This window comes from Paraburkholderia sp. ZP32-5 (assembly GCF_021390495.1).
In the GTDB taxonomy this organism is placed as follows: Bacteria; Pseudomonadota; Gammaproteobacteria; order Burkholderiales; family Burkholderiaceae; genus Paraburkholderia.
Genome location: NZ_JAJEJP010000002.1, coordinates 1,465,985 through 1,480,020, shown reverse-complemented (window position 1 = coordinate 1,480,020; position 14,036 = coordinate 1,465,985). Strand labels below are relative to the sequence as shown.

Genomic DNA, 14,036 nt, shown 5'->3' with positions numbered 1-14,036 from the left:
TGCATCAAAGGTTCGCGAAAGGGGGGCTTGAGAGAGACAGGTGGCACTACGGTTCAGCGCCCTTATCCCGCGTTAGCGGGATGAATCGACGATCCGACGTCAGCGAATGTTGCGTCGCTGCAGGCAGAACCGGCATCAGTGGGATACTTCTTGCCGTGCTCGAGCCGTATGCGGGGCGTACGGTTCTTCGGGGGCCGCGTTTCCGGAAGGGAACGTGGCTACCCTCTAATTCGCGAAGCTACGCGAGTCCGACCGGATTGACTGGCCCCGTCTCGTCGTCGATTCCTTTTCGTTCCGCGCGGTGGGTGCAGGTCAAAAACGGGACCGAATCCCACCGACCGCGCGCGACCTGGTTCAAAGCGCCACCTGACTACCGATGCGCAGGGCATTCCGCTCCAACCGGCGCGTGAAGCGGGGTGACATCGTGGCGGTTGGCGCCCGTGAGGATTACCTGATGCGACCCTGCCCATTGGCGGCATGCGCGGCCGGTCGCTTTCCAAACCCCGCATCGTTCAGGGCGATCGATACTACGATCACGACAAATACCGCCGTCCGCCGAAATCGCCCGACGTGGCCAGCCCCATGGCAGCGGCCTTGGCAAAACCCGCTTGGTCGTCGAGTGAACCATTTCGTGGCTTCACAACTGCCGACGACTGCGCATCCGCTTCGAACGCCTTGCGTTTATCCACGAAGCCTTTATGAAACTCGCCTGCTGCACTATCTGTTTGCGAAAACTGCAGAACTCATTGTGTTAACGCCTCTAAAAGGATAGCAGTCGCACGGCGTCGGAGATTAACGCCTCGCGATCTGCATGGTCGCCATCCATCAACCTGGCGAGTCGGCGATCGAGCAACAGCATTGCAAGGCCATGTACGAACGACCATGTGAACACGGTGATGGCCCGGCGATTCTTCAAATCCGGACGCACAGCAGCAACCTCTCGCTCGAGAATAAACAGGGCACAGTCCGTTGAGGCGACAAGCGTTTCGCCACGCTGATCGTTTGGGCGTGCCGGGCCGAACATAAGCCGGAACCGCTCTGGGCGCTCCAAGGCGAAATCTACATATACCCGTGCGACGCAGCGCAATCGCTGCGCGGGCCCTTCTTTGACCAGCGCGAGAGCTTCCTCAAGGCGCTCGGCAAGCTCGTCCACACCTTTCTTGGCGATCGCGGCGAGCAGACCGTGCACATTTCCGAAGTGGTGTGCCGGCGCGGCCTTGGAGACGCCGGCACGCCGGGCACATTCGGCCAGCGTAAAACCGCCGACGCCTTGCTCTTCGAGCACAGCTTCGCCAGCTCCGACAAGAGCGGAACGGAGATCGCCGTGATGGTAAGAACCCTTTGGCGGGACTAATGCAGGTCGATCAGAAATCATCTTGACGCTGTTAAGATGGTGGCATAGAATCGAATCTTATCGTTGTTCAGATTGTTTGGCTAGAGGCGCGATTCTTTTGCACACGACAGCAGCCGGCGTCTGGAGACAGCCTGGGAGCGGGCTGACGGAGCGGCACCATCAGCCATTCCGGCCAGCCTATGAATGGTCCCGGGCGAAAACTGATTTCACCCATGCCAACCTACTTTCCGGTTGGCAACACCACTGCGAACCGAATTGGAGCTTTAAATGTCGAGCCATACTGTGAGTACTACCAACTACGAAAAACCGAACCCACCGACGGATAACTGGAAGACTCAAACTCAGGAGCGGAAGGTACTCACCGAATTCGGTCAGGTTAGTATTCGTACTGGAGGTAACGAAAACGGTCGAGACATGATTTTCTGGCCCAGTCTCATGCTGGATGCGTCCATGTGGAGCTACCAGTTCGATCATTTTGCACCCGATTACCGAGTCGTATTGATCAATCCGCCGGGGATCGGTGAGTCGGATGCTTTGCGGCGCCCGATTTCCGTTGAAGAATCTGTTGCGTGCCTCAAGGCGATTCTCGACACCCTCAGCATCGAAAAGTGCATTGTCGTTGGCAACTCCTGGGGCTCCCTGGTAGCGGGTGTTGCCGCAGCCGACTTGCCTGAGCGGATTCTCGCGGCAATCATCACCAATGGCACGGCTTCGCCATCGACACCAGAGCTGATCGAGCAGATGACCGGGGTCGCCGCCGGCCTGGAACAATGCGAAACCGCTCCCGACTGGCTACTGCCGGCAGTACAACAGGGCTTCGGAAGCCATGCCGCCGAAGCCCGCAATCCTGAATTTCTCGCCTATCTTGGCCAGGTGTTGCGCGAAGATCCCGTCTCGCTCGCTTTTGCGATAAAAGGCATCCTGCTCGCCCGCGAGGATCTTCATGAAACGATGCGACGGATCCGCGACGTGCCGGTTCTGGTTATCGCAGGCGCCGAGGATCGCGTCTTCGATACCGTGCAGACGCAGAGAATGGTCGATGCGATCGCTGGCAGCGAATTGATTCTTCTGCCAGACACAGGACATCTTGCTGCGCGCGAGAACCCTGCGGCTGTCAATACAGCGATCGACGCGTTTCTCATCAAGCATCGGGCAGATCAATAAGCCAGCGGCCAGAAAACGATGAATGAACAGTTTGTAACCACCTTGCCCAAGACCATGATAGCGATCGACCCGGACGAACCGGGCGGCCCCGAGGTCTTGAAGCCCGTCGCCCGCCCGATACCCACACCGGGGCCTGGAGAATATCTTATCCAGGTCGCTGCGGCCGGCGTCAATCGCCCGGACGTGATTCAGCGCCTCGGCCAATATCCACCACCCGCTGGCGCGCCGCGTATTCTCGGCCTGGAGCTTTCCGGGAAGATCGTCGGGGCGGGCGCAGGCGCCGACCCGGTGCGCGTAGGGCAGACAGTTTGCGCGCTTGTCGCGGGCGGCGCTTACGCCGAATATTGTTGTGCCCCCTCTGGCCAATGCTTGCCCGTGCCCGCGGGACTTTCCATGATCGAAGCAGCGGCTTTGCCCGAAACACTATTCACCGTATGGAGCAACCTGTTCGATAGCGCGCATGTGACCGAAGGCAGCGTTGTGCTAGTACACGGCGGTACGTCTGGCATCGGGACAATGGCTATTTCGCTTGGTCGCGTGTTCGGTCTGACTGTAATTGTCACCTGTGGGTCGGATCAAAAGTGTGCGCGTGCGCTGGAGATCGGAGCTGCCCACGCGATCAACTACAGGACTCACGATTTTGTCGAAGAAGTGAAGCGCATCACGGATGGTCGGGGCGTCAACGTGGTTCTTGACATGGTCGCGGGTAGCTATGTGTCGCGCAATCTACAGTGCCTCGCTGAGGGCGGCCGACATGTCACCATCGCCGTTCAGGGCGGCATGCAAGCCGAGATCAACATGGCGTCGGTGATGACTCGGCGACTCACGCTCACAGGCTCGACACTGCGAGCTCGGTCGGCCGCTTTTAAGGCGCATGTTGCAGACACGCTGCTGGACCGTGTCTGGCTTCACTTGATCGAAGGGCGATTGAGGCCGATTGTCGACACGACTTTCCCGTTATCGGAAGCCGCGAAAGCCCATGTCCGAATGGATGCAGGCAAACACGTCGGAAAAATTGTTCTACGCATCGCTTAAGGCATCAAAACTTTCTCCGGGATGAGCTGCAGGACCCCTGCAAAGCGTTTGTGGCAGTCCCGTTCTCGCACCCATGCTATCGGTCTGCGCTGGTGTGGGCTATCAGCATTGAGAAGAACTGAAGCCGTTGCACAACCCTTAGTTAAACGAATATTCTCTTCACATACTATTAGCAAAACAAATCGAATGACTAACAAGAGAATTGTCATCATTGGCTCAGGGGCAGCCGGGATCCGGATGGGCATCCGGCTCAGGGAAAATGGGCATTTCGACGTTTCAGATTTTGGAGAAAGCGCAGTCCGTCGACGGGATCTGGCGGGACAATCGATATCCCGGCGTAGCGTGCGACGTGCCGACGCAATATTATTGCTATCCTTTTGCTCCTAACACCACTGTGACGAGCACCTTCGCGACAGGTGCTCAGCCGTCGGACTACTTCCGGAACATCGCGACGCGATTCGAGATCGACAATCACATTCGGTTAGGGGTTGACGTCATCGCTGCGGAATTGGTCGGAAGGGAGTGGCTGCTCAACACAGCGGATGGCGAGGAAATTCACGCAGATATTGTTATTGGGGCGGTTGAGCGATTGCGCGTCCCACGCTTCCCTGTGATCGAAGGGCTAGACGAGTTCGCCGGCCCTGTCGTGCACTCCGCCCAATGGGATCTTGAGCTTTCCCTGAGCGGCAAACGCATCGGAATCGTCGGGACCGGTTCGTCCGCAGTGCAGAGCATGACGACACGGCTCGATGACCGGTTAGCAAAGAACGGCACAAGCTGCGCGCGTTTGAGCACCTTGCTGTGAATCGCGCCGGTTTCAGGTTCGACATAGTGAAGCTGGAAACGCGCTTGGCCAGGTCGATGGCAATGATCGTGGGTTCCATCTGGTTCTCCTTGACGGCAGGAATGCCGAACCAGCAATGTCGCATGTCCCGGACGCGATCCTGCGGCGTCGGCTAGCCTGTTAAGGCGGGAGGCGACCATTCCATCTAAATAGCCGCTACAGACAATGTCGGGGCCATTTCAAGATGTCGTAGCGGCAGCTATTTAGAAATGTCGGGTTTTGACGTTGAGTTTGACTCAGTCTTTAACGGTTTGAATCTCACGTAGTGTTGAAGGACAGCGCGTGAACGGGCAGGGCGTGTCAGTCCGTTCAGACAGGTCCTGCCGACCGACCGCCAGGTTTGCGTGTCTGGTTCGGCTGCCTTCGTTGTGCCAGTTCCGTGATCACGCCGTTGATGTCGTCCTGGGTGAATTCACGCTGCTTCTTCGTGCCTTGCGCGCGTTCCGTTGCCCGAACCGGTTGTCCCTGGTTCGTGCGCGAGGGCGAGCCGGAGATACGCCGGTTATCGCGTTGCGCCTGGATCGCCTGCGCGACCTGCAGCGCGTGACTCAGGTGTTTATGTTCAACGATCGCGCCCTGGTCGATTTCGGCCAGCCTGTCGTATTGCCGGTTCGGCAACACCCGGCCATCTGCGCGGATCTCGATGCGCCCGTCCGCGTACTCCCACACGTCGATGTAGCGGTGGATCAGTTTCCGGTTCTCCGGCGTGTCATCCAGCAGGTACATTACGCGGTCGTACTGAATGGTCAGTGATTTCGTCACACGTCGCGTCTCGCGCCACGTCATCAGCAGGTCGAGATTCTCGTCACCCCGCAGCAGCCGGTGCGCGTCGAAATCGTTCTTCGGCGGCTTCGCGAAGCGTGCGTTGTAGGCCGCCACGAAGGAGGGCGCATACGCATTGGCTTCGACGATCGTGCTGATTGCGCGCAGTCGCAATTCCTTCACCAGTCGGTCCTGCAGCGTCAGGTGGGCGCGCTCGACGCGACCCTTCGCTGAGCTGCTGTTCGCGCAGAACGTGTCAATGTTCAGCTCGAACATCGCCCGGCCGAAATGTGTCAAGCTGCTTCCCGTTTCATGGGCCTTGCCACTGCGAAACACGCTCGCCTTGTCGCTGTAAAACGCGCCAGGCTTGCCGTGGCATTCGATGTACGCCCGCGTCGCCTCGAAATAGCTGAAGGTCGATTCGCTCGCCGTGAAGTGCAGATGCATCAGCCGGCTGGCCGCATCGTCGACGTAAACCAGCAGTGTGCAGGCCGGCGCCCGTTCCTCGAACCACCGGTGATCGCTGCCATCAATCTGGATCAGTTCGCCCAGACACGCACGACGCGCCCGCGGCTGATAGATCTTCGGCGGCCGCTGCCGGCGTGGTATCCACAGAGCGGCGTCTGTCATCAGCCGCCTGACCGTTTCCCTGGCCATCCGGATGCCGTGGCATTCCCGCAGCTTCTCGCAGGTCAGTGTCGGCCCAAAATCGGCGTAGCGTTCACGGATGATCGCCAGCGCCTGCTGGGCCAGTCCTTCGTCCAGCTTCCGGTTGCCGGACTGGCCACGTCTGCGCGAGGCCAGTCCCGCTGCACCGGATTCCTAGTAGCGGATCACAAGGCGCTCAACCTGACGTACGGTCAAGCCCAGGCGTTCGGCCGCGCGACCAGGCTTGAGGCCCATGTCGGCAACGGCCTCAATGACCTTCAGCCGGTCGAGTTCGCGCATGTTCAATGTCACCAGGGTCGCGGGATGCATCGCCGTCTCCATAGCGCCATGAGGAACCGGCAAGCATACCGAGGTCAAAACACGACATTTCTAAATGGCCAGAACACGACATTAGGATATAGCCACTACAGACAAACTGTTGATAATTTATATTATGTCAAATATAGTTAGCCCGGAATTCCCGGAGCAACGCGAGCCTGCTTCAGGGTTTGGACTCAAGCAATCCGGCGCGAGACGGACCGGACGACGCCCTCGTCGCAGACCACCGTGAAAATCCAACCGGCGCCGCAACTTGCGACCTAAGTGCGCCGACCTATTTTGCGATTTGTTCCAGGCATCGCACGCTCATCGAAGCACGAGCAGTGATGACAACAGACGGCAATACCGCGACCCGCTTACCAGACCGCACCCGAGAAAGTTCATCTTCCAGAGCGAGTCGGATCGCAACATCCCTCACGGCCTCATGCACTGACATTTTGAGGATCGCAGCGTTGGCAAGCGCCAGACAAAAATGGTACGATATTAGGGTTTTCACTTAGAAATAAACCCGGAGTCAATAATGTCTGCTGCCCCCAACACTTTCGCCGCTGAGCCAGCCCCCCTTGTTGTTCGCGCATTTTCGATGGTCAGAAGTGCGCTACGCTGGATTGCTGAACTGATCGTCGAGGCTGCGGCAGTACGGGACGAGGCGCATCGACGCCTTGCTCATTGAGGCAAAGCGGATACAACGAGGCGGAGTACGTCCTGCTGGCCGTCGCGAGTCGTCTTGATGGGGATGTCGTAGGCGACGACCGCGCCAGCCCTTTGGTCGCCGGCACGGCTCTCGGCAGCTGAAGTTTGCGCTCCGAGGCCAGACGCTGGTAGAGATCAGAACCAGGCGGTTTCGACACCGCCATTACTACGTTCTTGTATCCATGCGCCTCGATTGAAGCGCACAGTAGTTTTCAGTCGTCATCGTCACTGTTGTCGTGACCGATCGCACCTTCGATCGCCAGGCTGGCGTTCCTTCAGCAAGTGCACGCAGAAACTCAGCCACGCGAGCCCGGCGCGAAGAGGAATTCGCAGAAAAATCCCGGTGAGCGCCGGTCAAAATATCAGAACAGAAAGCGCTCACGCATACCGCTCCTCTAGTGAACAATATGCGTGAGCAGTGCCTCACGGCACCTTCGATCTTTTAGGTGACTTACTTCGTACCCACCGTTTGCAACGGCTTCCACGCGCCGTTGACCACCTTGTACACCGTCACTCCGCCATACTTCAGATCGCCATACTGATCGTAGGAGAGTTCACTGGTCGTGACGCCCTTCATATTCGTAGCCTTCAGCGCGGCAAGGAACACATGCGGATCGGTCGAATCCGCTTTCTTCATCGCGTTGAACACGGCCATCGTGCCGTCGTAGGCATACGGTGCGTACAGCTCCACCGGCTGGTTGAAGCGCTTCGTGTAATGCTCGGCAAATGCCTTGCCGCCCGGCATCTGCGCGAGCGGGCTGCCCTCCGACGCGGCCAGCGTGCCTTCGGACGCCTCGCCGGCGATCTTGATCAGGTTATCCGACTGGAGCATGTCGGGACCGAGCAGTGACGACTTGATCGCGAGCGAACGCATCTGCTTCAGCATCGGCGCAGCCTGAGTATCGGCACCGCCGTAGAACACCGCATCGACATTCGCCTGCTTGATCTTGGTGAGGATCGCGCGGAAGTCCACGGCCTTGTCGTTCGTGTATTCCTCATCGACCACCGTCGCGCCCGCCGCCTTCGCGGCCTTGCTGAACTCTTCGGCCACGCCCTGCCCGTACGCGGTACGGTCGTCGACGATCGCAAGGCGCTTGAACTTGAGTCCCTTCACAGCGTAGTCGCCGAGCACACTGCCCAGCTGAGTGTCCGAAGTCAGCAGACGGAACGTGGTAGGCAGGCCGAGGCGCGTGTAGTTCGGCGCCGTGGCCATCGCGATTTCCGGGATGCCCGCTTTGGCGTAGATCGGCGCGGCCGGAATGCTGGTGCCCGAGTTGTAGTGGCCGATCACGGCGACTACGCCGTCGTCCACCAGCTTTTGCGCGACTGTGGTGCCGGTGCGGGGATCGGCCTGATCATCCTGCGCGTCGAGCACGAAATGTACGGACTTGCCGCCGATGACCGGATTCGTGGCGTTCATATCGTCGATCGCGAGCTGCACGCCGCTGCGGAAATCCGCGCCATAGTGAGCCTGACCGCCGGTAAGAGGCGCGGCAAAGCCGATCTTGACGTCAACCGGCGCCGCGGCATACGAACTTTGTGCGCCGGCTACAGCCAGGCCCATGACTAAAGCGGTGGAGATGGCCGTTCTCTGGAAATGCATTGTTCTCGTGCTCCTCGATAGTGGATTACTGCGGTGCCCGCGTCCTTGCTGGACCGACGGCCACCTGCCTTTCGCGTTCTCGGTTTAACCGGTGCCTGGCTGCAGCAATATAAGATTCCAAAAATCGAAGGGTCTTGAGGAAAATCGACAGCTACGAAGCAGAAATCTGCATAGTCTTCGACGCGCGTCATCCTTTGCCTGACGGGGAGCGGGCCGATCTATCTGTTTAGCGTCTTCTTTGCACTTGCGATAAATAAACAGAAGCACCTACGTCAGGCGCCCTGTGATGCCAGCGACCCAATCACAATGACGATTTCCGCATAGCGCCGGCATCGTGATGAACCGCCCGGAGTTTGGTGGCGGCTCCGACTCTTGAGAGAATGGCGCCATGAACAAGTCGAACGAGTTTTCAGCTGAACGCTGGAATGGGTAGCCCGCTTCAACCATCATCGCTGCGCAGGTGGCAACAGAGTGCCTCATGAAGATTCATCAATTAAATTGCCTCGTTGCGATCGCCGAATCGGGCAGCATTCGCACGGCGGCAATCAGGCTGGGAAGATCGGCCACCGCCATCAGCAAGACCCTGCGCGAACTCGAGCGCGAGGTTGGCTCGGTACTGCTCGAGCGCACGCGCGACGGCGTATTGCTCAATGAGGCCGGAAAGAAGCTCGCGGAACACGCGCGTCTGATCATGCGCAGCGTGCAGACGGCGCGCGATGAACTGGCCGTCATCCAGCACGGCATGATCGGCGGCCATGTCGCGATCGTTTCGACGCCCTGGCTGGTCGCACCGCTCATTGGCCCGGCGTTGCGTCGGCTAAACGTCAAGCGGCCCGATGTACAGATCTCGATCACCGAACATCTTGGCGACCGCTACCCTGCTCTACGCGATGGCCGCGCGGATCTGGCGTTTGGACCCACGCCCGCCAACGATGAAGCGCAGTACTTCGACATCACACCGCTGTTTTCCCATGAATGCGCGGTGCTTGCGCGCAACGGTCATCCGGCTGAGCATGCAACCACATGGGCCGAACTCGCTCCGTACGACTGGATAGCGACAAACGAATTTCTCGGCGTGCCGGCGGCGCTATCGGATGCGATCAACCGCGACATCAAGTCGGGCGTGCAGCGCGTACATCGCGCAGGCTCGACGTTCAGCCTTCTTTCGATGCTCCGATCGACCGACATGCTGGCGATCGTTCCATGGCCGGTCGTCGAAATCCCCGGCGTGCGGATGACATTCACCGCATTGCAGATCAATCATCCCGGCACCACGGAAATGTGCCTCATCACGCGCAAGGACGATGTGCTGAGCACTGCATCGACGGACTTTCTCGAATGTTTCGACGCCGTACGCGCGGAATTCGGCACGACGGATGACCCCATCGCAAAGCGTATTGCCGTGCTCGTCGACCCGATTGAAATCGATGTTTGATTGACGTCTACGAATAAAGAAGAACCATGAAGACCCAACAATTGAGCTGCCTCGTGGCGGCTGCCGAACACGGCAGCGTGCGCATGGCCGCATTGAAACTCGGGCGATCCCCAACGGCCGTCAGCAATGCGCTGCGTGAACTCGAACGCGAACTCGGCTGCGCACTGATCGATCGAACGCCGGATGGCGTCATCCTGACGGATGCCGGACGAGCGTTCGCGGCACACGCCCGCCTGATCATCCACCAGATGGAGCAGGCCAAAAACGATCTCGTCGAAATCAACGATGCCAAAAACGGTCGGCTTGGACTGACGGTCACTCCGTGGATGACAGGCTCGATTATCGGCCCTGCCCTGTCGCGTTTTCGCAAGCGCTGCCCGGGCGTGCAGATTCATATGGACGAGCATCTGGGGCACGTCTATCGGCCATTGCGCGAAGGGCAGGTCGATCTGTCGTTTGGGCCGATGCCGAGCGCCGAAGAACTGCAATACGTGGAGGCGACACCCATCTATTTTCAGACCCATGCGGTGATGGGCCGCAAAGGGCATCCGGCCGAAAACGCGACAACGTGGGACGAGTTACGCGGTTATGACTGGATCATGACGATCGAATATCGTGACATGTCACCGCTGCTCAAGCAGTTGATCGAGAGTCAGGATGATGGCGTGCAGCGAATTCACTATGCCGATTCGGGACTGTGCTGCCTGTCGATGCTCCGCACGACCGACATGCTCACGTTGGCTCCGTGGCCGGTCGTCGAGATGCCCGGTGTGCGAGCGATCGTGTTCGCGCTGAATCTCCACGAAGACGAAGCGCCCATTACACAATGTCTGGTCACGCGCAAAGACGACATATTGAGCAAGCCGGCGCAGATTTTTCTCGAATGCTTCGAAGAGGAACGGATCAATTTCGCGCTCAGTGACGATCCTGTCATCAAGCGTATGGCGGCCGTCGTTGAACCGATCGGTATCAGCGTTTGATGCAGTAAGTTTCCCGCCGCCTCAACTTCCGATGACGCGCACGGAATACCTATTGGCACCCTTTGCTAGTTACACAGCGTGATTCTGGTGCGATCATGCTCGTCACTTTGCTATCACCGAAGGTTGAGAACACATGCATATAGACACCAGCCGTCCAGTCATGGTGAGCGGCGCGACGGGCTACGTGGCCGGCTGGCTGGTCAGGCGACTTCTGGAAGAAGGTTTCACCGTTCACGCAGCGGTCAGAGATCCGGATGATCCGGTCAAACTCAAATACCTGAATGAAATCGCGGCAAAAGCACCGGGGAAAATCCGGTACTTTCGCGCGGACTTGATGCATCCCGGCTCCTATCAGGAAGCCATTGCCGGTTGCCAGGTCGTTTTCCATACCGCATCGCCGTTCATCCTCAACGTCACGGATGCACAGAGCGAGCTGATTGAACCCGCGCTATCCGGTACCCGAAACGTTCTTGAAACGGTCAATAGAACACCGTCGGTCACACGCGTTGTGCTCACGAGCAGTTGCGCGGCAATCTACGGTGACAATGCGGATCTCGACGATACGCCAGGCGGGATAATCACCGAGGCGATCTGGAACACCACCTCGTCGCTGGAGCATCAACCGTACTCGTACTCGAAGACGCTTGCGGAGAGAGAGGCCTGGAAAATCGCGGCGGCACAGGATCGCTGGGATCTGATCACCATCAATCCGTCGCTGGTGATTGGCCCCGGCATCAATCCGAATGGTACGTCCGAGAGCTTCAATATCATTCGCCGCATGGGCGACGGCACCGCGAAGGCCGGTTTGCCCGATATGGGACTCGGCGTGGTCGATGTGCGCGACGTCGCCGAAGCGCATTTGCGCGCGGCATTCACCGCTGAAGCCAATGGCCGCTACATTACGTCGGGCCATAACTCGAGCCTGCTGGAAATGGCAGCGGCATTGCTGGACCGATATGGCAAAACCCACCCTATTCCGCGGCGCACGCTGCCTAAGTGGCTGGTCTGGCTGGCGGGGCCTGTGGCCGATAAATCGGTCACTCGAAAAATGGTGCGGTTGAACGTCAATCGTCCGTGGCGAGCCGACAATAGCCGCAGCCGAAACGAATTGGGAATGCACTATCGTTCGCTGCAGGAGTCGATGAACGACTTTTTCCAGCAATACGTGGAAACGACACACGCGCGCCGATGAACCCGTTCGCTATCGATCCAGGCTGGAGAATTCTGCTGGTGGACATGGGTATCTCGTCCGAAGCACTGCTGCGGCAGGCACAACTGCCCGCGGATCTTTTCGTCCGCACAGATGCGGCGCTCTCCAGTGGTTCGTACACGGTTCCGCTGAAAGCCGCGTACTACCAGACCGCGGCGTCGGTCATGCCGGGTACGGCGAACGCGGTAATGACTTTCACGATGACGTATCAATAGCGCCAAAGCGGGTAGCGGCAGCACGTAAACCATCGGCCCTCTCGCCAGTCCAGTCGCGGGGGTTCACGCTTGGCGCCGTCCGCGACGCATGTTCGAAAACGCGTTCGCGCTCCGCTTCGGCAATCAGACGTTTCTTCGTCGTCGAGCGCCCCGCCGACGCGAAGCCCATGACCTTTTCGTATTCACCCGGCCGGCCGCGTCTGAAGCGGTTGAAAAAATCGTCGCCTGGCAGCCCGTTGTCGAGCCGCATCAGGCAACCATAGTCGAGCGCCGCGCAATCGCTCAGCGAGCGCGCGGCGTCTTCCAATGCGCGATAGCGGCAATCCAACGGCTCGCCGGGACCGAAAAGCGCGTGCAGTTCCTGATAGGTAACGAGCTTCCTGCGCCGCGCGGCACGCAACAGCATCGCAGCGATATTCCGTGTCCTGTCGATGTTCATGTCGTTATCCTTGCCGTACGATTAGCGCCCCAATGGCGGCCGATCAGGCGATGCAAAGCGACGTATCCCGTCCCGCGTTTCGGTGCCTCTGACGGCGCGCGGGCAGGAAAACCGATCATCGCGTTTAGAGAGGAAATCCGCGTATTCGGATCAGGCGGCGAGTTGAAACGCAACAGGAACCCGTTAATATGCGTTTCGAATTTAAAAATGCCTGATTTACAGTAGTTTTGGATATCAATTAACGAGATTAAATTAAGCTGTTTGTTACTCTGCAGACTATTTTCGCCTGCGCACCACGAGCGCACCCGGATTAGCGAAGATTCCAGAACAGCAAACACACTAAAATGCTTTTTCATGTTCCGTACCTTTATGCAAGCCATCAGGCAATATGGTTCCGGATCGAAAACACATTCGAAGAAATTCGCAAATCAGAAAGCAAGGCGTTGACGCGGCCTGATGCCAGTTTTGCTGCGAGGCTGCAAAAGCGCCATACGCAGGGATCCACGCTACTTGCCGGCAGCGAACATACCGGTGCAATCGCGGCAAGCTCGGTATATCAATGTTTAAATTGCTCTAACGAGGTTAGCAAACGTTATTTACTATCGCAAGAAAATCTTCAACGACCCGGCAATAAAAAATTGCCGCCCTTTGCTGATGCCGTTCAAATCTAAAATCCCGTAATTTTCTATCACACGAAAGATTCGATTGATTTTTCATTATCCCGGCCACAATTCAGGCTTTTTCGATTATCTGTAAGTTGCTCGACAACGCTCGATAGACCGCTGAAATCCATTGCATACCGGTAAGCGAACCCAACCGCGGAGTTCTGCAATGTCTCGACCGAATGACGATTTGCCGACCGTCGCACGGCGCGTCGCTGCCGGACGGAAGTTGCTCGACGGCGTGCCGCCCGCGCAGGTCGCCCAGGAAATGGGCATGGCGAAAACGACAGTCGAGCGCTATCGCAAGTTACTGGACGAAGGTGGGCTCGAAGCGCTGAGAAACATGAGTGTCGGCGGCCGGCATTCCGCGCTCGATCTGAGCGATCTCGAATGGATCGCGCAAGCGCTGAGAGGCTCGCCGCGCGACTACGGCTTCGATGCCGACGGCTGGAGCAATGCGAGGATGCGGGAGCTGATAAACCGGCAGTTCGGTATTTCGTATTCGCGAGTCTACGCGTGGCAACTCGCGACGCGGCTTGGCGTGTCTTACCGGCTCATCAGGAATGGGTAGCAAAGACGTGCTGGTTGGAAGCCATTCAATGAGGATTAGCTTTCACACACGCTCATACATGCTCATACACCCTCCTTCACCT

General features: G+C 58.3%; 13 protein-coding genes and 3 pseudogenes. 10 read left to right on the top strand and 6 right to left on the bottom strand.

The features are described 5' to 3' along the window. Window positions 1–232: 232 nt before the first annotated feature. Window positions 233–755 (top strand): annotated as a pseudogene (locus L0U82_RS25285) (transposase); the annotation flags it as partial. A 5-nt stretch (window positions 756–760) separates the two neighbouring features. Here the strand turns inward: L0U82_RS25285 and L0U82_RS25280 are convergent. Next, window positions 761–1,285 (bottom strand): TetR/AcrR family transcriptional regulator, encoded by a 525-nt coding sequence (locus L0U82_RS25280; protein ID WP_233835472.1) that lies wholly within the window; start codon window positions 1,283–1,285, stop codon window positions 761–763. A gap of 336 nt (window positions 1,286–1,621) precedes the next feature. On the opposite strand from L0U82_RS25280, the gene L0U82_RS25275 reads away from it, so the two are divergent. From L0U82_RS25275 to L0U82_RS25265, 3 genes are all read left to right on the top strand, one after another. After that, a complete protein-coding gene (locus tag L0U82_RS25275) occupies window positions 1,622–2,518 on the top strand; it encodes an alpha/beta fold hydrolase (RefSeq protein ID WP_233835471.1) in 897 nt (298 codons plus the stop codon). A 54-nt stretch (window positions 2,519–2,572) separates the two neighbouring features. Further along, a complete protein-coding gene (locus L0U82_RS25270) occupies window positions 2,573–3,553 on the top strand; it encodes an NAD(P)H-quinone oxidoreductase (protein WP_233837490.1) in 981 nt (326 codons plus the stop codon). A 259-nt stretch (window positions 3,554–3,812) separates the two neighbouring features. Beyond that, window positions 3,813–4,358 carry a flavin-containing monooxygenase gene (locus L0U82_RS25265; RefSeq protein ID WP_233837593.1) on the top strand — a complete coding sequence of 182 codons (546 nt, stop codon included), beginning with the start codon at window positions 3,813–3,815 and terminating at the stop codon, window positions 4,356–4,358. Here L0U82_RS25265 and L0U82_RS25260 read toward each other — a convergent pair. The 3 genes and pseudogenes from L0U82_RS25260 to L0U82_RS25250 all read right to left on the bottom strand — a co-directional run. Beyond that, window positions 4,286–4,437 (bottom strand): annotated as a pseudogene (locus tag L0U82_RS25260) (IS110 family transposase); the annotation flags it as partial. The gene L0U82_RS25265 and the pseudogene L0U82_RS25260 overlap by 73 nt on opposite strands. Window positions 4,438–4,706: 269 nt before the next feature. Then, window positions 4,707–6,137: pseudogene (locus tag L0U82_RS25255) on the bottom strand (ISNCY family transposase). Between the two features lie 1,153 nt (window positions 6,138–7,290). Further along, on the bottom strand, window positions 7,291–8,442 hold the full coding sequence (locus L0U82_RS25250; protein WP_442793663.1) for a branched-chain amino acid ABC transporter substrate-binding protein: 1,152 nt from the start codon (window positions 8,440–8,442) through the stop codon (window positions 7,291–7,293). 478 nt (window positions 8,443–8,920) lie between these two features. Between L0U82_RS25250 and L0U82_RS25245 the strand changes: the two genes are divergently transcribed. The 4 genes from L0U82_RS25245 (at window position 8,921) to L0U82_RS25230 (ending at window position 12,282) form a co-directional block, all read left to right on the top strand. Next, window positions 8,921–9,877: a LysR family transcriptional regulator gene (locus L0U82_RS25245; RefSeq protein WP_233835469.1), complete on the top strand. Its 957-nt coding sequence runs from the start codon at window positions 8,921–8,923 to the stop codon at window positions 9,875–9,877. A 26-nt stretch (window positions 9,878–9,903) separates the two neighbouring features. Further along, a complete protein-coding gene (locus L0U82_RS25240) occupies window positions 9,904–10,857 on the top strand; it encodes a LysR family transcriptional regulator (protein WP_233835467.1) in 954 nt (317 codons plus the stop codon). A gap of 133 nt (window positions 10,858–10,990) precedes the next feature. Then, window positions 10,991–12,049, top strand: coding sequence for an NAD-dependent epimerase/dehydratase family protein (locus L0U82_RS25235; protein ID WP_233835466.1), 1,059 nt, complete (start codon window positions 10,991–10,993; stop codon window positions 12,047–12,049). After that, on the top strand, window positions 12,046–12,282 hold the full coding sequence (locus L0U82_RS25230) for a fimbrial protein (RefSeq protein ID WP_233835465.1): 237 nt from the start codon (window positions 12,046–12,048) through the stop codon (window positions 12,280–12,282). Before L0U82_RS25235 ends, L0U82_RS25230 begins: the two co-directional genes overlap by 4 nt. Here L0U82_RS25230 and L0U82_RS25225 read toward each other — a convergent pair. Next, window positions 12,263–12,721: a hypothetical protein gene (locus L0U82_RS25225; RefSeq protein WP_233835464.1), complete on the bottom strand. Its 459-nt coding sequence runs from the start codon at window positions 12,719–12,721 to the stop codon at window positions 12,263–12,265. The genes L0U82_RS25230 and L0U82_RS25225 overlap by 20 nt on opposite strands. Beyond that, window positions 12,718–13,077 carry a hypothetical protein gene (locus L0U82_RS25220; RefSeq protein WP_233835463.1) on the bottom strand — a complete coding sequence of 120 codons (360 nt, stop codon included), beginning with the start codon at window positions 13,075–13,077 and terminating at the stop codon, window positions 12,718–12,720. Before L0U82_RS25220 ends, L0U82_RS25225 begins: the two co-directional genes overlap by 4 nt. On the opposite strand from L0U82_RS25220, the gene L0U82_RS25215 reads away from it, so the two are divergent. Together L0U82_RS25215 and L0U82_RS25210 are read left to right on the top strand one after the other, a co-directional pair. Next, entirely contained in the window at window positions 13,066–13,392 is a 327-nt protein-coding gene (locus tag L0U82_RS25215) for a hypothetical protein (RefSeq protein ID WP_233835462.1), read from the top strand. The two genes, L0U82_RS25220 and L0U82_RS25215, sit on opposite strands and share 12 nt — an antisense overlap. 160 nt (window positions 13,393–13,552) lie before the next feature. Then, window positions 13,553–13,954 (top strand): helix-turn-helix domain-containing protein, encoded by a 402-nt coding sequence (locus L0U82_RS25210; RefSeq protein WP_233835461.1) that lies wholly within the window; start codon window positions 13,553–13,555, stop codon window positions 13,952–13,954. The last annotated feature ends 82 nt before the right edge of the window (window positions 13,955–14,036 follow it).